This is a genomic window from Shewanella sp. FeAMO, assembly GCF_053653955.1.
In genome coordinates this window covers 463,658-482,704 of sequence record NZ_CM132201.1, presented here as the reverse complement: position 1 = coordinate 482,704, position 19,047 = coordinate 463,658, and the positions used below count along the sequence as shown (strand labels likewise).

Genomic DNA, 19,047 nt, shown 5'->3' with positions numbered 1-19,047 from the left:
TTTTAGGGTCGCTTAATATCACATGTCAGAATTTATTGACGTATTGAGCCACAACCAGTGGCTCTTTCTTGTTCTCTGTTTTTTGTTTGCCTCAGTAATAGGTAGCTTTCTCAATGTGGTAATTCACCGCCTGCCGGTAATGATGAAGCGCGAATGGCAGCAGGAATGCAATCAATACCTGCAGGAATATCAACCCGAATTCGCCAAACAGCTGGGTGAAGCCAAGCTTAATGCACCGATAGATAACTACCCGGCCAAATACAATCTGTTACTGCCGAAGTCTGCCTGCCCCAAGTGTGGCGCCCATATCAAACCCTGGCACAACCTCCCCATAATCGGCTATTTGTTGCTTGGCGGTAAATGCGCCTCCTGCAACACAGCTATTTCAGCGAGATACCCGATATTTGAGCTGCTGACCGCCCTGCTTATCAGTACTCTCGGTTGGTATTTTGGCCCGACACTGCAGTTTGTTTACGCCGCTATTCTCACCTTTGGATTGATAGCCCTCAGCGGGATAGATTTGGATGAAATGCTGCTGCCGGATCAGATTACCCTGCCGCTACTGTGGCTTGGTTTACTGGTTAATATCTCGGGCACCTTTACTAATCTGACCGATGCCACCATAGGGGCCGCTGCCGGCTATTTAAGCCTCTGGTCGGTCTACTGGCTATTTAAACTGCTCACCGGCAAGGAAGGCATGGGCTATGGCGATTTCAAGCTGATGGCATTGTTTGGCGCCTGGCTTGGCTGGCAGATGCTACCTCTAATTATTCTGCTCTCTTCTCTGGTCGGTGCCCTAGTAGGCATTTTACTTATTCTGTTCAAGAACCTTAATCGGGGTAACCCTATCCCCTTTGGCCCTTATATTGCTATCGCAGGTTGGGTCGCTTTGGTGTGGGGACAACAGATTGTCGACTGGTATTTGGGAACACTCTAAATGGCCGAATTTATTGTAGGGCTCACCGGCGGTATCGGCAGCGGCAAAACTACGGTCGCCAATCTGTTTGCCGAACAGGGAATCGTCTTGGTCGATGCCGATATCATTGCCAGGGAGGTGGTCGCCAAAGACTCAGATGGCCTCAGGCAAATTGGCGATAAATTTGGCCCTCAGATGCTGACACCCGAAGGCAATCTGAATAGAGCGGCGCTGAGGGAACAGATATTTCATCATCCGGAAGACAGGGAATGGCTCAATGCCCTGTTGCATCCCATGATACGTTCTCGCATGTTGGCACAGGTTAAGGCGGCAAACTCCCCTTATGTCATCATGGTGGTGCCTCTGCTTTTTGAGAATGGCCTGGATAAACTGGTGAATCGCACTCTGGTGGTAGATATTTCACCAAAATTACAGTTACAGCGAACTATTGAACGGGACAAGGTGTCTAAGGAACAGGTTCAAAACATTATCAATAGCCAGAGCGACCGCAATAGCCGACTCAACAAGGCTGATGATGTGATTGACAATCAGGGAGAAATCACCGCGCTACAAGCTCAAGTACTGGCGCTGCATAATAAATACTTACAGCTGGCAGATCCTATACACCCATGAACACGACAGAACTGATATTCGAACAGCCGTTAAATGAAAAGATCCGCAGCTATTTGCGTCTGGAATATCTCGCCCGTCAATTGGACAATAACCTCCAGCAAGATCATCAACATAGATGCTTCTACCCACTATTCTCCCTCTGTGAACTCACCGAACGCTGTGATTACCGCAGCGAAGTCATCAAAGATATCGACCGCCAATTAATCCAACTGCAAAGCTGGCAACAGCAGGACGATGTAGACCAGCAGCAACTCCAGTACTATCTCGAGCAATTCTCCCATGCCAGAGAAGAACTGCAACGTCCACAGCGCCCCGGCAGTCAGCTTAAGCAAGACAGATTCATATCGGCGCTCAGACAAAGATTCAGCATGCCTGGTGCTTGCTGTAACTTCGATCTGCCACAACTGCACTTTTGGCTGGCCAAGCCTTGGGAAGAACGCTGTCAGGAGTACCTCCAATGGACCAGTCACTTCAGCAGCCTACTACAGCCCATCAGTCTGCTGTTGCAGCTTACCCGTATGAGCTGTGAATATCGTGATGCTGTAGCCCATGCCGGCTTTTACCAAGGCGACAGCCAACAAAGCTTGTCGCTGGTCAGAGTCAAGCTGGATGCAGAGCAAGGCTGCTACCCTACCATTAGTGGTCACAGAAACCGCTTTGCCATTCATTTTGTGCAGTTCGAACAACAAAAGCATTCCGACAAAACCGTCAAATTCCTACTGGCGACCTGCGGCTAAACTCTTTACCATGGGCGCCATCAGTTAGCCCAAGAGACACAAAAATGCCTATCACTGTTAAGTGCCCCACCTGTCAAAAAGAGGTGGAATGGGCCCCCGAATCCAAATTCAAGCCCTTCTGTAGCGAGCGCTGTAAACTCATCGATCTCGGTGATTGGGCCTCGGAAAAACATGCCATCCCGGTCAAGCCAGAGTTTGATGAACAACTGCTGGATGAACTGGGCTACGATGAAGGTAATTTCTTCAAGGATCAGTAATGACAAAAAGAGTACATGTAGCGGTCGGTATCATTAAATCCGGCGAGCAGATCCTATTGGCCAAGCGTCATGGGCATCTGCACCAGGGAGGAAAATGGGAATTTCCAGGAGGTAAAGTCGAAACCGGCGAAACCGTCACCCAAGCCTTAGCCAGAGAACTGGCAGAAGAAGTCGGGCTTAACATAGCCGCCTCTACCCCTTTTATGCTGTTGTCTTATGACTATCCAGATAAGCAAGTGTTACTGGATATTCACCTGGTCACTGAATTCAGTGGCAATGCCTATGGCGTAGAAGGACAGGAAGTCGAATGGGTGCACTTGGATAAACTCCAGGAATATACTTTCCCGGATGCCAACCAACCGATTCTTGATAAAATCCTTACAGAGTTTTCAAACTAACCCCTAAGCCAGCCGCCTAAGCTGGCTTTCTTGTTATCCCTATCTTTCAGATTCAGATGTCCCAAATCCCCTCATCGTTGATGGCACAGGTTGGCATACTATGGATACGATAATACCTTTCTCAAATCTCACTTTGATTAAGCTACCCGCCTATTCTCAATATCTCCACAGCACCATCTCACATGGGGGCGAAAGACATCTGCTCATCAAGCACAGCTTGATAGATGGCTGTAGCGCGAAGCAGCTTGGCTGCGAGCTGAGGGGCACACACTGCGCCAGCAGCTTTGGGCTGCATGTTAAGTCGTGCTCGCTGGAAGCGAGACAAACAAAAAAGCCCTAGCTAAATGCTAGGGCTTTTTTGTTTGTTAGGCGTCTGGCGATGACCTACTCTCACATGGGGAGACCCCACACTACCATCGGCGCGATTGCGTTTCACTTCTGAGTTCGGGATGGGATCAGGTGGGACCACAATGCTATTGTCACCAGACATATTTGGTAATCTGGAAAGCTGTGCTCTTTTCAGAGCTTGAGTTCAAACTTCAATCAAGTATCTAACTTCTTCAAGTCCGTAAAACCCATCTGGGTTGTATGGTTAAGCCTCTCGAGTCATTAGTACAGGTTAGCTCAACGCCTCGCAACGCTTACACACCCTGCCTATCAACGTCCTGGTCTCGAACGGCTCTTCAGAGGGCTCCAGGCCCTAGGGATGACTCATCTTGGGGCTCGCTTCCCGCTTAGATGCTTTCAGCGGTTATCGATTCCGAACGTAGCTACCGGGCAATGCCATTGGCATGACAACCCGAACACCAGCGGTTCGTCCACTCCGGTCCTCTCGTACTAGGAGCAGCTCCCCTCAATCATCCAACGCCCACGGCAGATAGGGACCGAACTGTCTCACGACGTTCTGAACCCAGCTCGCGTACCACTTTAAATGGCGAACAGCCATACCCTTGGGACCGACTTCAGCCCCAGGATGTGATGAGCCGACATCGAGGTGCCAAACACCGCCGTCGATATGAACTCTTGGGCGGTATCAGCCTGTTATCCCCGGAGTACCTTTTATCCGTTGAGCGATGGCCCTTCCATTCAGAACCACCGGATCACTATGACCTGCTTTCGCACCTGCTCGACGTGTCTGTCTCGCAGTTAAGCTGGCTTATGCCATTACACTAACCGTACGATGTCCGACCGTACTTAGCCAACCTTCGTGCTCCTCCGTTACTCTTTGGGAGGAGACCGCCCCAGTCAAACTACCCACCAGGCACTGTCCCTAACCCCGATTAGGGGCCCAGGTTAGAACATCAACACTACAAGGGTGGTATTTCAAGGTTGACTCCAACAAGACTGGCGTCTCATCTTCATAGTCTCCCACCTATCCTACACATGTAGGGTCAATGTTCAGTGCCAAGCTATAGTAAAGGTTCACGGGGTCTTTCCGTCTAGCCGCGGGTATACGGCATCTTCACCGCAATTTCAACTTCACTGAGTCTCGGCTGGAGACAGCGTGGCCATCATTACGCCATTCGTGCAGGTCGGAACTTACCCGACAAGGAATTTCGCTACCTTAGGACCGTTATAGTTACGGCCGCCGTTTACCGGGGCTTCGATCATGAGCTTCTCCGAAGATAACCCAATCAATTAACCTTCCGGCACCGGGCAGGCGTCACACCGTATACGTCATCTTGCGATTTTGCACAGTGCTGTGTTTTTGATAAACAGTTGCAGCCACCTGGTATCTGCGACTCCCGTCAGCTCAGAGAGCAAGTCTCATCACCAACAGGAGCGTACCTTCTCCCGAAGTTACGGTACCATTTTGCCTAGTTCCTTCAGCCGAGTTCTCTCAAGCGCCTTGGTATTCTCTACCCGACCACCTGTGTCGGTTTGGGGTACGATTCCTGCTAACCTGAAGCTTAGAAGATTTTCCTGGAAGCATGGCATCAACCACTTCATCCCCGTAGGGACTCGTCGTCAGCTCTCAGTGTATGTGTGCCCGGATTTGCCTAAGCACACCACCTACTACCTTAAACGCGGACAACCAACGCCGCGCCGGCCTAGCCTTCTCCGTCTCTCCATCGCAGTTAGCAGAAGTACGGGAATATTAACCCGTTTCCCATCGACTACGCCTTTCAGCCTCGCCTTAGGGGTCGACTCACCCTGCCCCGATTAACGTTGGACAGGAACCCTTGGTCTTTCGGCGAGGGGGTTTTTCACCCCCTTTATCGTTACTCATGTCAGCATTCGCACTTCTGATACCTCCAGCGTGGGTTACCCCTTCGCCTTCAACGGCTTACAGAACGCTCCTCTACCGCACTGATGCAAGCATCAGTACCCGTAGCTTCGGTGAATTGCTTAGCCCCGTTACATCTTCCGCGCAGGCCGACTCGACTAGTGAGCTATTACGCTTTCTTTAAATGATGGCTGCTTCTAAGCCAACATCCTAGCTGTCTAAGCCTTCCCACATCGTTTCCCACTTAGCAATTACTTTGGGACCTTAGCTGACGGTCTGGGTTGTTTCCCTTTTGACGACGGACGTTAGCACCCGCCGTCTGTCTCCCGGATAGCACTCTTTGGTATTCGGAGTTTGCAAAGGGTTGGTAAGTCGGGATGACCCCCTAGCCTTAACAGTGCTCTACCCCCAAAGGTGTTCGTCCGAGGCGCTACCTAAATAGCTTTCGAGGAGAACCAGATATCTCCCGGTTTGATTGGCCTTTCACCCCCAGCCACAAGTCATCCGCTAATTTTTCAACATTAGTCGGTTCGGTCCTCCAGTTGATGTTACTCAACCTTCAACCTGCCCATGGCTAGATCACCGGGTTTCGGGTCTACACCTAGCAACTATACGCGCAGTTAACACTCGGTTTCCCTACGGCTCCGCTATTCGCTTAACCTCGCTACTAAATGTAAGTCGCTGACCCATTATACAAAAGGTACGCAGTCACGGTCTCAAGAACCGCTTCCACTGCTTGTACGTATACGGTTTCAGGTTCTATTTCACTCCCCTCACAGGGGTTCTTTTCGCCTTTCCCTCACGGTACTGGTTCACTATCGGTCAGTCAGGAGTATTTAGCCTTGGAGGATGGTCCCCCCATATTCAGACAACATATCACGTGTGCCGCCTTACTCGATTTCATCTCTGGTTAGTTTACATGTACGGGGCTATCACCCTGTGCCGCTGTGCTTTCCAACACATTCCACTAACACCCCAAAGACTTAAGGGCTAATCCCCGTTCGCTCGCCGCTACTTGGGGAATCTCGGTTGATTTCTTTTCCTAAGGGTACTTAGATGTTTCAGTTCCCCTCGTTCGCCTCACTAAGCTATGTATTCACTTAGTGATGACACCTTATGGTGCCGGGTTTCCCCATTCGGACATCGCTGGCTCAAATGCTTGTTACTGGCTCACCAACGCTTTTCGCAAGTTACTACGTCCTTCATCGCCTCTGACTGCCAAGGCATCCACCGTATACGCTTGGTCGCTTAACCATACAACCCGGATGAGTTTTCATCGGACTGTATTGCAACCAGCTTAGGTTTACTTGTCTCACCTCCGGGTTAAGGAAGTGGACTCGCCTTGAAGAATTTCCAAAACACTTGATTGAAGTGTTTGAGAACTCAATTTGTATGCATCAATTCCACTCCGAAGAGAGGTTTTGATGTCTACTATCAGCTTTCCAAATTGTTAAAGAACTCATTGACCTACCAGGGTCAACGGCCTGCTCTATGAACAAGCAATCTGTGTGAACACTCAACAAACACCAATTATCGCTTAGGTAAGGAGGTGATCCAGCCCCAGGTTCCCCTAGGGCTACCTTGTTACGACTTCACCCCAGTCATGAACCACACCGTGGTAAACGCCCTCCCGAAGGTTAAGCTATCTACTTCTGGTGCAGCCCACTCCCATGGTGTGACGGGCGGTGTGTACAAGGCCCGGGAACGTATTCACCGTGGCATTCTGATCCACGATTACTAGCGATTCCGACTTCATGGAGTCGAGTTGCAGACTCCAATCCGGACTACGACCAGCTTTATGGGATTAGCTCCACCTCGCGGCTTCGCAACCCTCTGTACTGACCATTGTAGCACGTGTGTAGCCCTACTCGTAAGGGCCATGATGACTTGACGTCGTCCCCACCTTCCTCCGGTTTATCACCGGCAGTCTCCCTAAAGTTCCCGGCATGACCCGCTGGCAAGTAAGGATAGGGGTTGCGCTCGTTGCGGGACTTAACCCAACATTTCACAACACGAGCTGACGACAGCCATGCAGCACCTGTCTCACAGTTCCCGAAGGCACTGAGGTATCTCTACCAGATTCTGTGGATGTCAAGAGTAGGTAAGGTTCTTCGCGTTGCATCGAATTAAACCACATGCTCCACCGCTTGTGCGGGCCCCCGTCAATTCATTTGAGTTTTAACCTTGCGGCCGTACTCCCCAGGCGGTCTACTTAATGCGTTAGCTTGAGAGCCCAGTGTTCAAGACACCAAACTCCGAGTAGACATCGTTTACGGCGTGGACTACCAGGGTATCTAATCCTGTTTGCTCCCCACGCTTTCGTGCCTGAGCGTCAGTCTTTGTCCAGGGGGCCGCCTTCGCCACCGGTATTCCTCCAGATCTCTACGCATTTCACCGCTACACCTGGAATTCTACCCCCCTCTACAAGACTCTAGTTTGCCAGTTCGAAATGCGGTTCCCAGGTTGAGCCCGGGGCTTTCACATCTCGCTTAACAAACCGCCTGCGCACGCTTTACGCCCAGTAATTCCGATTAACGCTCGCACCCTCCGTATTACCGCGGCTGCTGGCACGGAGTTAGCCGGTGCTTCTTCTGCGAGTAACGTCACAGATGTAAGGTATTAACTTACACCCTTTCCTCCTCGCTGAAAGTGCTTTACAACCCGAAGGCCTTCTTCACACACGCGGCATGGCTGCATCAGGGTTTCCCCCATTGTGCAATATTCCCCACTGCTGCCTCCCGTAGGAGTCTGGGCCGTGTCTCAGTCCCAGTGTGGCTGATCATCCTCTCAGACCAGCTAGGGATCGTCGCCTAGGTGAGCCTTTACCTCACCTACTAGCTAATCCCACCTGGGCTTATCCATCAGCGCAAGGCCCGAAGGTCCCCTGCTTTCCCCCGTAGGGCGTATGCGGTATTAGCAGTCGTTTCCAACTGTTATCCCCCACAAATGGGCAAATTCCCAGGCATTACTCACCCGTCCGCCGCTCGTCATCTTCAAAAGCAAGCTTTTGAAATGTTACCGCTCGACTTGCATGTGTTAGGCCTGCCGCCAGCGTTCAATCTGAGCCATGATCAAACTCTTCAATTAAAGTTTTGGTTGATTCCGAAGAATCGACTCAATGAATTCTGTTCGTATGAACACTCTTCATCGAGTTAAATCGTTTTGTCGATTTCTCAATGCCTGTGAGTGTCCACACAGATTTGCTTGTTTATCTTGTTAAAGAGCAACCCCTTAGGCGCTGTGGCCATCGGGTCAGGGCTGCGTATTCTACGCTTTCCTGCTGCGGCGTCAAGAGGTAATTACCATCTTTTTTCGCCTGTCGTTGAAAGGACTCGAGAGCCGTTTTTCTTCGACCCTGTCACGTCGTTCGCGTTGCCGCTGTGCCGTGTCAGTGGGAGCGCATTATAGGGAGCCAAAACTTTTGTGCAAGGGCTTTTTAAAAGAAAAACTCAATTTATTGGTCGACTGTAGAAACCCCGTTCAACTACACAGCTTACCTACCAATTAACCACAGACTTATCCACAAACCTATTTGTATAAACAATTCTGGTAGTCGTACTTAGGGGAAAGATTCAACTCATGCATTACACCTTATTAGTCATGAAACCAGTCAGAAATAATCGAGATTCTGCATAATTACTAAAATGTTTTCTCATCCAGTACAGGGTTGTGCCCAAGTTCATAGCCTCGAAGCCAGAATCCCAAACTTTAGCTGCGCGGCTCATCGACTCTGAATACCCGACATGTTCATACAGCCGATGATAAATAACTACGCCTACTGACAAACCACATTGCTCTGCTTGCAGCCTGGGGAAACTTAGAGCATTGGTGAATAGCTAGAGATAAACGATTAATGCCTACCACTCTGCAAAGGCAAACTAAAAGGATATTCATTAGCTCAGTTGCGGCGACTGCATTTATCAAGAATACGCACGGACAACTATGTCATTAACAGCCCTGCTCGGTGTGAGTCGCACCAGTGTTAATGCTTGGGTCGCAAATTACCTGGCTGATGGACGCGATGGTTTGCTTGATAAACCTAAATCCGGACGACCCAATCAACTCTCTCCTCATCAATTAGAGCAACTTAAAAAGTTTATCGAGAAGAATGCTATCAAGCAGGACGGTGGACGCTTAATAGCTGAAGATATCAGAGTTTAAATCTGTAACGACCTGCATGTGAGCTATAGCTTGGCCAATGTGTACCGCTTACTCCATGCGCTTGATTTCAGTCTCATCCCGGGTCATCTTCCACTGAGCGTGTGGATGTGTGGTTCCAAGACGAAGCCAGATTTGGTCAACAAAACCAAACGACAAGACTTTGGGCAAAACGGGGTAGCCGTCCCCGTGTCGTCGAACAGCAGCAATTTGATTATGGGTATCTGTTTGGGGCAGTGTGCCCAAGTAGCGGTAAAACGGAAGCATTGATTACGCCCTTGGTCAACAAAGATGCCATGATGCTTCACCTTGAATTGATATCGTTGGCAACCGAGAGCGACCGGCATGCAGTGGTCATCGTTGATGGCGCAGGCTGGCATACTATGGATACGGCAATGCCTTTCTCAAATCTCACTTTGATTAAGTTACCCGCCTATTCTCCAGAGCTGAACCCGATGGAGCAAGTTTGGCAATGGCTCAGACAACACTGTCTTTCCAACCGAGTATTCGATTGCTACGAGCAAATTGTTGACCAAGTATCCCGAGCCTGGAATACCTTCATTGAGGATACCGGTCGGGTTAAATCTTTGTGCTTCAGAGACTGGATGAATCTAACAAGATAATTAATCAAATTGGCATTAGCCGTCTGGCGATGGCCAGCTTCGAGCAAGCTCACTGCGTTCGGACTCTTTATCTTCCCCATGTGAGAGTGGACATTTCAAAATGCAATTAAAACGAAAAATCCCCAACACAAAGTGCTGGGGATCCATCGTTTATTGGGCGTCTGGCGATGACCTACTCTCACATGGGGAGACCCCACACTACCATCGGCGCGATTGCGTTTCACTTCTGAGTTCGGGATGGGATCAGGTGGGACCACAATGCTATTGTCACCAGACAAATTTTGTTGCTGCTATTTAGTGCCTAGCAGCTGAATATGGTGCTGATACCCAGAATCGAACTGGGGACCTCATCCTTACCAAGGATGCGCTCTACCGACTGAGCCATATCAGCGAATTCAACTTTGATTTCACTTTATCTAAAGTAAAAATCAGAAATTGGGCGTCTGGCGATGACCTACTCTCACATGGGGAGACCCCACACTACCATCGGCGCGATTGCGTTTCACTTCTGAGTTCGGGATGGGATCAGGTGGGACCACAATGCTATTGTCACCAGACATATTTGGTAATCTGGAAAGCTGTGCTCTTTTCAGAGCTTGAGTTCAAACTTCAATCAAGTATCTAACTTCTTCAAGTCCGTAAAACCCATCTGGGTTGTATGGTTAAGCCTCTCGAGTCATTAGTACAGGTTAGCTCAACGCCTCGCAACGCTTACACACCCTGCCTATCAACGTCCTGGTCTCGAACGGCTCTTCAGAGGGCTCTAGGCCCTAGGGATGACTCATCTTGGGGCTCGCTTCCCGCTTAGATGCTTTCAGCGGTTATCGATTCCGAACGTAGCTACCGGGCAATGCCATTGGCATGACAACCCGAACACCAGCGGTTCGTCCACTCCGGTCCTCTCGTACTAGGAGCAGCTCCCCTCAATCATCCAACGCCCACGGCAGATAGGGACCGAACTGTCTCACGACGTTCTGAACCCAGCTCGCGTACCACTTTAAATGGCGAACAGCCATACCCTTGGGACCGACTTCAGCCCCAGGATGTGATGAGCCGACATCGAGGTGCCAAACACCGCCGTCGATATGAACTCTTGGGCGGTATCAGCCTGTTATCCCCGGAGTACCTTTTATCCGTTGAGCGATGGCCCTTCCATTCAGAACCACCGGATCACTATGACCTGCTTTCGCACCTGCTCGACGTGTCTGTCTCGCAGTTAAGCTGGCTTATGCCATTACACTAACCGTACGATGTCCGACCGTACTTAGCCAACCTTCGTGCTCCTCCGTTACTCTTTGGGAGGAGACCGCCCCAGTCAAACTACCCACCAGGCACTGTCCCTAACCCCGATTAGGGGCCCAGGTTAGAACATCAACACTACAAGGGTGGTATTTCAAGGTTGACTCCAACAAGACTGGCGTCTCATCTTCATAGTCTCCCACCTATCCTACACATGTAGGGTCAATGTTCAGTGCCAAGCTATAGTAAAGGTTCACGGGGTCTTTCCGTCTAGCCGCGGGTATACGGCATCTTCACCGCAATTTCAACTTCACTGAGTCTCGGCTGGAGACAGCGTGGCCATCATTACGCCATTCGTGCAGGTCGGAACTTACCCGACAAGGAATTTCGCTACCTTAGGACCGTTATAGTTACGGCCGCCGTTTACCGGGGCTTCGATCATGAGCTTCTCCGAAGATAACCCAATCAATTAACCTTCCGGCACCGGGCAGGCGTCACACCGTATACGTCATCTTGCGATTTTGCACAGTGCTGTGTTTTTGATAAACAGTTGCAGCCACCTGGTATCTGCGACTCCCGTCAGCTCAGAGAGCAAGTCTCATCACCAACAGGAGCGTACCTTCTCCCGAAGTTACGGTACCATTTTGCCTAGTTCCTTCAGCCGAGTTCTCTCAAGCGCCTTGGTATTCTCTACCCGACCACCTGTGTCGGTTTGGGGTACGATTCCTGCTAACCTGAAGCTTAGAAGATTTTCCTGGAAGCATGGCATCAACCACTTCATCCCCGTAGGGACTCGTCGTCAGCTCTCAGTGTATGTGTGCCCGGATTTGCCTAAGCACACCACCTACTACCTTAAACGCGGACAACCAACGCCGCGCCGGCCTAGCCTTCTCCGTCTCTCCATCGCAGTTAGCAGAAGTACGGGAATATTAACCCGTTTCCCATCGACTACGCCTTTCAGCCTCGCCTTAGGGGTCGACTCACCCTGCCCCGATTAACGTTGGACAGGAACCCTTGGTCTTTCGGCGAGGGGGTTTTTCACCCCCTTTATCGTTACTCATGTCAGCATTCGCACTTCTGATACCTCCAGCGTGGGTTACCCCTTCGCCTTCAACGGCTTACAGAACGCTCCTCTACCGCACTGATGCAAGCATCAGTACCCGTAGCTTCGGTGAATTGCTTAGCCCCGTTACATCTTCCGCGCAGGCCGACTCGACTAGTGAGCTATTACGCTTTCTTTAAATGATGGCTGCTTCTAAGCCAACATCCTAGCTGTCTAAGCCTTCCCACATCGTTTCCCACTTAGCAATTACTTTGGGACCTTAGCTGACGGTCTGGGTTGTTTCCCTTTTGACGACGGACGTTAGCACCCGCCGTCTGTCTCCCGGATAGCACTCTTTGGTATTCGGAGTTTGCAAAGGGTTGGTAAGTCGGGATGACCCCCTAGCCTTAACAGTGCTCTACCCCCAAAGGTGTTCGTCCGAGGCGCTACCTAAATAGCTTTCGAGGAGAACCAGATATCTCCCGGTTTGATTGGCCTTTCACCCCCAGCCACAAGTCATCCGCTAATTTTTCAACATTAGTCGGTTCGGTCCTCCAGTTGATGTTACTCAACCTTCAACCTGCCCATGGCTAGATCACCGGGTTTCGGGTCTACACCTAGCAACTATACGCGCAGTTAACACTCGGTTTCCCTACGGCTCCGCTATTCGCTTAACCTCGCTACTAAATGTAAGTCGCTGACCCATTATACAAAAGGTACGCAGTCACGGTCTCAAGAACCGCTTCCACTGCTTGTACGTATACGGTTTCAGGTTCTATTTCACTCCCCTCACAGGGGTTCTTTTCGCCTTTCCCTCACGGTACTGGTTCACTATCGGTCAGTCAGGAGTATTTAGCCTTGGAGGATGGTCCCCCCATATTCAGACAACATATCACGTGTGCCGCCTTACTCGATTTCATCTCTGGTTAGTTTACATGTACGGGGCTATCACCCTGTGCCGCTGTGCTTTCCAACACATTCCACTAACACCCCAAAGACTTAAGGGCTAATCCCCGTTCGCTCGCCGCTACTTGGGGAATCTCGGTTGATTTCTTTTCCTAAGGGTACTTAGATGTTTCAGTTCCCCTCGTTCGCCTCACTAAGCTATGTATTCACTTAGTGATGACAGCTTATGCTGCCGGGTTTCCCCATTCGGACATCGCTGGCTCAAATGCTTGTTACTAGCTCACCAACGCTTTTCGCAAGTTACTACGTCCTTCATCGCCTCTGACTGCCAAGGCATCCACCGTATACGCTTGGTCGCTTAACCATACAACCCGGATGAGTTTTCATCGGACTGTATTGCAACCAGCTTAGGTTTACTTGTCTCACCTCCGGGTTAAGGAAGTGGACTCGCCTTGAAGAATTTCCAAAACACTTGATTGAAGTGTTTGAGAACTCAATTTGTATGCATCAATTCCTACTCCTAAGAGTGGTCTTGATGTCTACTATCAGCTTTCCAAATTGTTAAAGAGCGGGCTTAAAAAAGCCAAAGATAAATACTGACTTATCTTTGGCGTCTCTCGTCCTTTGTAGAGTGACGGTTCCAGCACTTCCAAGGGAAGTGGTGGAGCTATGCGGGATCGAACCGCAGACCTCCTGCGTGCAAGGCAGGCGCTCTCCCAGCTGAGCTATAGCCCCGTTTCTTTGCGGTTCTTTTTACCGATTTCGTTGTTAGCCTTCGCCTCTTCGCTCAGTCATTTAGTTAACTAAACTCCTTCACTCATCGCTCGGCTGCCTCGAACTCAATAAAAATCTCTCGCAAACAGTCTTGAACATTGACCTGTTCACTTCTTCGACACCAGTCAAGGCAAACAGGGAGGAAGTTTACTGGAGTAAACGACGACCTGTTTAACGCAGAATAGCGGAAGAATTGGTGGGTCTGAGTAGACTCGAACTACCGACCTCTCGCTTATCAGGCGAACGCTCTAACCACCTGAGCTACAGACCCCCATGCTCTACTTCTTTTATCAAGCAATCTGTGTGAACACTCAAAAGCACCAATTATCGCTTAGGTAAGGAGGTGATCCAGCCCCAGGTTCCCCTAGGGCTACCTTGTTACGACTTCACCCCAGTCATGAACCACACCGTGGTAAACGCCCTCCCGAAGGTTAAGCTATCTACTTCTGGTGCAGCCCACTCCCATGGTGTGACGGGCGGTGTGTACAAGGCCCGGGAACGTATTCACCGTGGCATTCTGATCCACGATTACTAGCGATTCCGACTTCATGGAGTCGAGTTGCAGACTCCAATCCGGACTACGACCAGCTTTATGGGATTAGCTCCACCTCGCGGCTTCGCAACCCTCTGTACTGACCATTGTAGCACGTGTGTAGCCCTACTCGTAAGGGCCATGATGACTTGACGTCGTCCCCACCTTCCTCCGGTTTATCACCGGCAGTCTCCCTAAAGTTCCCGGCATGACCCGCTGGCAAGTAAGGATAGGGGTTGCGCTCGTTGCGGGACTTAACCCAACATTTCACAACACGAGCTGACGACAGCCATGCAGCACCTGTCTCACAGTTCCCGAAGGCACTGAGGTATCTCTACCAGATTCTGTGGATGTCAAGAGTAGGTAAGGTTCTTCGCGTTGCATCGAATTAAACCACATGCTCCACCGCTTGTGCGGGCCCCCGTCAATTCATTTGAGTTTTAACCTTGCGGCCGTACTCCCCAGGCGGTCTACTTAATGCGTTAGCTTGAGAGCCCAGTGTTCAAGACACCAAACTCCGAGTAGACATCGTTTACGGCGTGGACTACCAGGGTATCTAATCCTGTTTGCTCCCCACGCTTTCGTGCCTGAGCGTCAGTCTTTGTCCAGGGGGCCGCCTTCGCCACCGGTATTCCTCCAGATCTCTACGCATTTCACCGCTACACCTGGAATTCTACCCCCCTCTACAAGACTCTAGTTTGCCAGTTCGAAATGCGGTTCCCAGGTTGAGCCCGGGGCTTTCACATCTCGCTTAACAAACCGCCTGCGCACGCTTTACGCCCAGTAATTCCGATTAACGCTCGCACCCTCCGTATTACCGCGGCTGCTGGCACGGAGTTAGCCGGTGCTTCTTCTGCGAGTAACGTCACAGATGTAAGGTATTAACTTACACCCTTTCCTCCTCGCTGAAAGTGCTTTACAACCCGAAGGCCTTCTTCACACACGCGGCATGGCTGCATCAGGGTTTCCCCCATTGTGCAATATTCCCCACTGCTGCCTCCCGTAGGAGTCTGGGCCGTGTCTCAGTCCCAGTGTGGCTGATCATCCTCTCAGACCAGCTAGGGATCGTCGCCTAGGTGAGCCTTTACCTCACCTACTAGCTAATCCCACCTGGGCTTATCCATCAGCGCAAGGCCCGAAGGTCCCCTGCTTTCCCCCGTAGGGCGTATGCGGTATTAGCAGTCGTTTCCAACTGTTATCCCCCACAAATGGGCAAATTCCCAGGCATTACTCACCCGTCCGCCGCTCGTCATCTTCAAAAGCAAGCTTTTGAAATGTTACCGCTCGACTTGCATGTGTTAGGCCTGCCGCCAGCGTTCAATCTGAGCCATGATCAAACTCTTCAATTAAAGTTTTGGTTGATTCCGAAGAATCGACTCAATGAATTCTGTTCGTATGAACACTCTTCATCGAGTTAAATCGTTTTGTCGATTTCTCAATGCCTGTGAGTGTCCACACAGATTGCTTGATAGATTGTTAAAGAGCAGGACCGCGATGATTCTCATCGGGTCAGGGCTGCGTATTCTACACATCCCTTTTTCAGCGTCAAGCCCTTTTTCATCTGGTTTCGAGCGAGTGATGTTTTTAACTTCACACCTTTGAAACCCAGGCTTGCTACCGCGTTACCGACTTTGAATTTGAACAGATATTTGTTCTCGTTCGCCGTGTCAGTGGGTGCGCATTATAGGGAGCCAAAACTTTTGCGCAAGGGCTTTTTTCAGTATTTTGCGATCTTTTTTGAGGCCATAGGGTTAGTCACACGTTAAGCACTTTTTACCCCCAGAGTTATCCACATTTGTGAGTTTGTGGAGCAAAAAACGCATTTTAAAAGCAACAAAAAAGGCAATCCGGAGATTGCCTTTAATGACTTACAGTGTGTTAGCTCAGTTTGCCATGACACTGTTTGTATTTTTTACCTGAGCCGCAAGGACAAGGATCGTTGCGTCCAACTTTCTCACCATCACGCACAACTGGAGTATGTGCAGCAACTTCAGCATCGTGTTCGGCTTCATTCAAAGCTTCAGACGTGGCGTGCTGATATTGATGTTGGATCCGCGCTTCTTCTTCACGGCGACGGGCTTCCATTTCATCTACATCCGATTGAGCCTGTACCTGAACCTTGGACAGAATACTGATCACATCGTGCTTGAGTGACTCCAACATTTGCTGGAATAGCTCAAAGGACTCACGCTTATATTCCTGTTTGGGGTTCTTCTGAGCATAACCTCGCAGGTGGATCCCCTGACGCAGGTGGTCCATGGCAGCCAGGTGCTCTTTCCACAAACCATCCAGGGTCTGCAGCATCACGGCCTTTTCGAACTGGCGCAGCACCTCAGGGCCCACCATCTGCTCTTTGGCTTCATAGGCCTTGAGCCAGGATTCGATGATCCGCTCACGCAGGGTTTCTTCGTGCAGGTCTTCTTCTTTATCCAGCCACTCTTGCAGCGGCAAGTCCAGAACAAATTCCTGCTTGAGTCGCTGCTCGAGGCCGGGAACGTCCCAGAGCTCTTCAACTGACTGTGGTGGAATGTATTGATCGATAACGCCTGTGATCACGTCTTCCTGAATAGTCTTGATGGTATCTTCAATGCTTTCGGCATCCATCAGTTCGTTACGCTGAGCGTAAACCACCTGACGCTGGTCGTTGGCGACATCATCAAATTCCAGCAACTGCTTACGAATATCGAAGTTACGGGCTTCCACTTTGCGCTGGGCATTCTCAATCGCACGAGATACCCAAGGATGTTCGATGGCTTCGCCTTCTTCCATGCCCAACTTCTTCATCATGTTGGCAACGCGATCTGAAGCGAAGATCCGCATCAGGCTGTCTTCCATCGACAGATAGAAACGTGATGAACCCGCATCGCCCTGACGGCCGGAACGACCACGCAGCTGGTTGTCGATACGGCGAGACTCATGACGTTCTGTACCCAAAATGTGCAAACCACCGGCAGCAACCACGGCATCGTGACGTTCTTGCCAGTCGGCACGGATCTTGGCAATCTGCTCCTCGGTTGGGTTTTCCAGTTCCTCAATTTCCGCTTTCCAGCTGCCACCCAAGACGATATCCGTACCACGACCGGCCATGTTGGTGGCCACGGTTACCGCTCCACTACGTCCAGCCTGAGCAACAATTTCAGCTTCTTTTTCGTGGAACTTGGCGTTCAGTACCTTGTGAGGGATCTTTTCCCGATCCAACAGGTTGGACAGCAGCTCAGACTGTTCGATGGAAACTGTACCTACCAATACTGGCTGACCACGTTCACGGCACCCTTTGATGTCCTGAATAATGGCGGCGTACTTTTCTTTGGCAGTGAGGTACACCAAGTCAGCCATATCGTTACGGATCATCGGCCGGTTGGTGGGGATTACTACGGTATCCAAACCATAGATATGCTGGAATTCGAAGGCTTCGGTATCGGCAGTACCTGTCATACCGGCCAGTTTTTCATACTGACGGAAGTAGTTTTGGAAGGTGATAGAAGCCAGGGTCTGGTTTTCATTCTGGATCTTCACGCCTTCTTTGGCTTCCACCGCCTGATGCAAACCTTCAGACCAACGGCGCCCCTGCATGGTACGGCCAGTGTGCTCATCGACGATGATCACTTCGCCGTCCTGCACAACATAGTCGACATCACGTTCAAACAGGGTGTGAGCGCGCAGCGCGGCGTTAACATGGTGCAACAGTGAGATATTGGCGGCCGAGTAAAGCGAATCCCCTTCGGCCAGAAGTCCGGCCTGGATCAACAGGAGTTCAATTTTTTCCTGGCCGCGCTCAGTCATGTGAACTTGCTTGGCCTTTTCATCAACACTGAAGTCACCCTCACCGACATAGTCGTCCGAGTCTTCTTTATCCTGGCGGATCAGATTAGGGATCAGTGTGTTGACCTTGATGTAGAGCTCAGAGCTGTCTTCCGCGGCGCCGGAGATGATCAGCGGTGTACGGGCTTCATCAATAAGAATGGAGTCGACTTCGTCTATCAGAGCATAATGCAATGGACGCTGTACCCGCTCCTGTGGTGAAAACGCCATGTTGTCGCGCAGATAGTCGAAACCAAATTCGTTGTTGGTGCCGTAAGTGATATCTGAGTTATAGGCAGCTTTCTTTTCCAGCTGACCAAGACCGGCGACGTTAACCCCAACCGTCATTCCAAGGAATTCAAACAGTGGACGGTTAGTGTCGGCGTCACGGCGAGCCAGATAGTCGTTCACTGTAATAACGTGAACGCCCTTACCGGTCAGTGCATTGAGATAGGCCGGCAGCGTGGCGGTCAGAGTCTTACCTTCACCGGTGCGCATCTCGGCAATACGGTTGCTGTCCAGCACCATACCACCTATCAACTGCACGTCGAAGTGGCGCATCTCGAACACCCGCTTGGAAGCCTCTCGCACAGTGGCAAAGGCTTCGGCCATGATGTCGTCAAGGGTTTCCCCTTTTTCGAGCCGATCACGGAACTCCTGGGTTTTGGCCTTGAGCTGCTCATTGCTGAGTTGCTCATATTCACCTTCGAGCGCGTTGATCTTGTTGACTATCTTGCCCAGGGCTTTAAGGGTGCGGTCGTTACGACTACCAAATACTTTTGTCAGTAATTTACCTAACATCTG

At 50.5% G+C, this 19,047-nt stretch carries 8 protein-coding genes, 3 tRNA genes and 7 rRNA genes; 7 read left to right on the top strand and 11 right to left on the bottom strand.

The features are described 5' to 3' along the window. Positions 1 to 22: 22 nt before the first annotated feature. The 5 genes from ACWAU4_RS02265 to mutT are packed head-to-tail and all read left to right on the top strand — an operon-like array spanning position 23 to position 2,941. Positions 23 to 937 (top strand): prepilin peptidase, encoded by a 915-nt coding sequence (locus ACWAU4_RS02265; RefSeq protein ID WP_190534336.1) that lies wholly within the window; start codon positions 23 to 25, stop codon positions 935 to 937. Further along, complete coding sequence (gene coaE, locus ACWAU4_RS02260) at positions 938 to 1,549, top strand: dephospho-CoA kinase (protein WP_025012056.1); 612 nt, start codon at positions 938 to 940, stop codon at positions 1,547 to 1,549. It begins immediately after the preceding gene. Beyond that, entirely contained in the window at positions 1,546 to 2,286 is a 741-nt protein-coding gene (zapD, locus tag ACWAU4_RS02255; protein WP_028779562.1) for a cell division protein ZapD, read from the top strand. The genes coaE and zapD overlap by 4 nt, the downstream gene beginning before the upstream one ends. 44 nt (positions 2,287 to 2,330) lie before the next feature. After that, positions 2,331 to 2,543 (top strand): DNA gyrase inhibitor YacG, encoded by a 213-nt coding sequence (gene yacG / locus ACWAU4_RS02250; RefSeq protein WP_025886789.1) that lies wholly within the window; start codon positions 2,331 to 2,333, stop codon positions 2,541 to 2,543. Next, positions 2,543 to 2,941: an 8-oxo-dGTP diphosphatase MutT gene (gene mutT / locus ACWAU4_RS02245; RefSeq protein ID WP_025012058.1), complete on the top strand. Its 399-nt coding sequence runs from the start codon at positions 2,543 to 2,545 to the stop codon at positions 2,939 to 2,941. Before yacG ends, mutT begins: the two co-directional genes overlap by 1 nt. A 371-nt stretch (positions 2,942 to 3,312) precedes the next feature. Here the strand turns inward: mutT and rrf (ACWAU4_RS02240) are convergent. The 3 genes from rrf (ACWAU4_RS02240) to ACWAU4_RS02230 form a co-directional block, all read right to left on the bottom strand. Further along, positions 3,313 to 3,428 (bottom strand): 5S ribosomal RNA (gene rrf / locus ACWAU4_RS02240). A 101-nt stretch (positions 3,429 to 3,529) separates the two neighbouring features. Beyond that, positions 3,530 to 6,422: ribosomal RNA gene (locus ACWAU4_RS02235) — 23S ribosomal RNA — on the bottom strand. A gap of 288 nt (positions 6,423 to 6,710) precedes the next feature. After that, positions 6,711 to 8,255, bottom strand: a 16S ribosomal RNA gene (locus tag ACWAU4_RS02230). Positions 8,256 to 9,110: 855 nt separating this feature from the next. On the opposite strand from ACWAU4_RS02230, the gene ACWAU4_RS02225 reads away from it, so the two are divergent. Next, positions 9,111 to 9,329, top strand: a complete 219-nt coding sequence (locus ACWAU4_RS02225; protein ID WP_051472875.1) for a helix-turn-helix domain-containing protein — start codon at positions 9,111 to 9,113, stop codon at positions 9,327 to 9,329. 101 nt (positions 9,330 to 9,430) lie between these two features. Beyond that, positions 9,431 to 9,949, top strand: a complete 519-nt coding sequence (locus tag ACWAU4_RS02220; protein WP_037437727.1) for an IS630 family transposase — start codon at positions 9,431 to 9,433, stop codon at positions 9,947 to 9,949. A gap of 159 nt (positions 9,950 to 10,108) precedes the next feature. Here the strand turns inward: ACWAU4_RS02220 and rrf (ACWAU4_RS02215) are convergent. The 8 genes from rrf (ACWAU4_RS02215) to secA all read right to left on the bottom strand — a co-directional run bounded on the left by rrf (ACWAU4_RS02215) (position 10,109) and on the right by secA (position 19,044). Continuing rightward, positions 10,109 to 10,224 (bottom strand): 5S ribosomal RNA (rrf, locus tag ACWAU4_RS02215). 40 nt (positions 10,225 to 10,264) lie between these two features. Then, a tRNA-Thr gene (locus ACWAU4_RS02210) sits at positions 10,265 to 10,340 on the bottom strand. A 50-nt stretch (positions 10,341 to 10,390) separates the two neighbouring features. Beyond that, positions 10,391 to 10,506 (bottom strand): 5S ribosomal RNA (gene rrf / locus ACWAU4_RS02205). A gap of 101 nt (positions 10,507 to 10,607) precedes the next feature. Continuing rightward, positions 10,608 to 13,500, bottom strand: a 23S ribosomal RNA gene (locus tag ACWAU4_RS02200). 295 nt (positions 13,501 to 13,795) lie between these two features. Next, positions 13,796 to 13,871 (bottom strand) — tRNA-Ala (locus tag ACWAU4_RS02195). A 233-nt stretch (positions 13,872 to 14,104) separates the two neighbouring features. After that, a tRNA-Ile gene (locus ACWAU4_RS02190) sits at positions 14,105 to 14,181 on the bottom strand. A 65-nt stretch (positions 14,182 to 14,246) separates the two neighbouring features. Next, positions 14,247 to 15,791: ribosomal RNA gene (locus ACWAU4_RS02185) — 16S ribosomal RNA — on the bottom strand. The 16S, 23S and 5S rRNA genes sit together here with 3 tRNA genes alongside, the layout of an rRNA operon. A gap of 529 nt (positions 15,792 to 16,320) precedes the next feature. Further along, positions 16,321 to 19,044, bottom strand: coding sequence for a preprotein translocase subunit SecA (gene secA, locus ACWAU4_RS02180; protein ID WP_045283629.1), 2,724 nt, complete (start codon positions 19,042 to 19,044; stop codon positions 16,321 to 16,323). Positions 19,045 to 19,047: the final 3 nt, after the last annotated feature.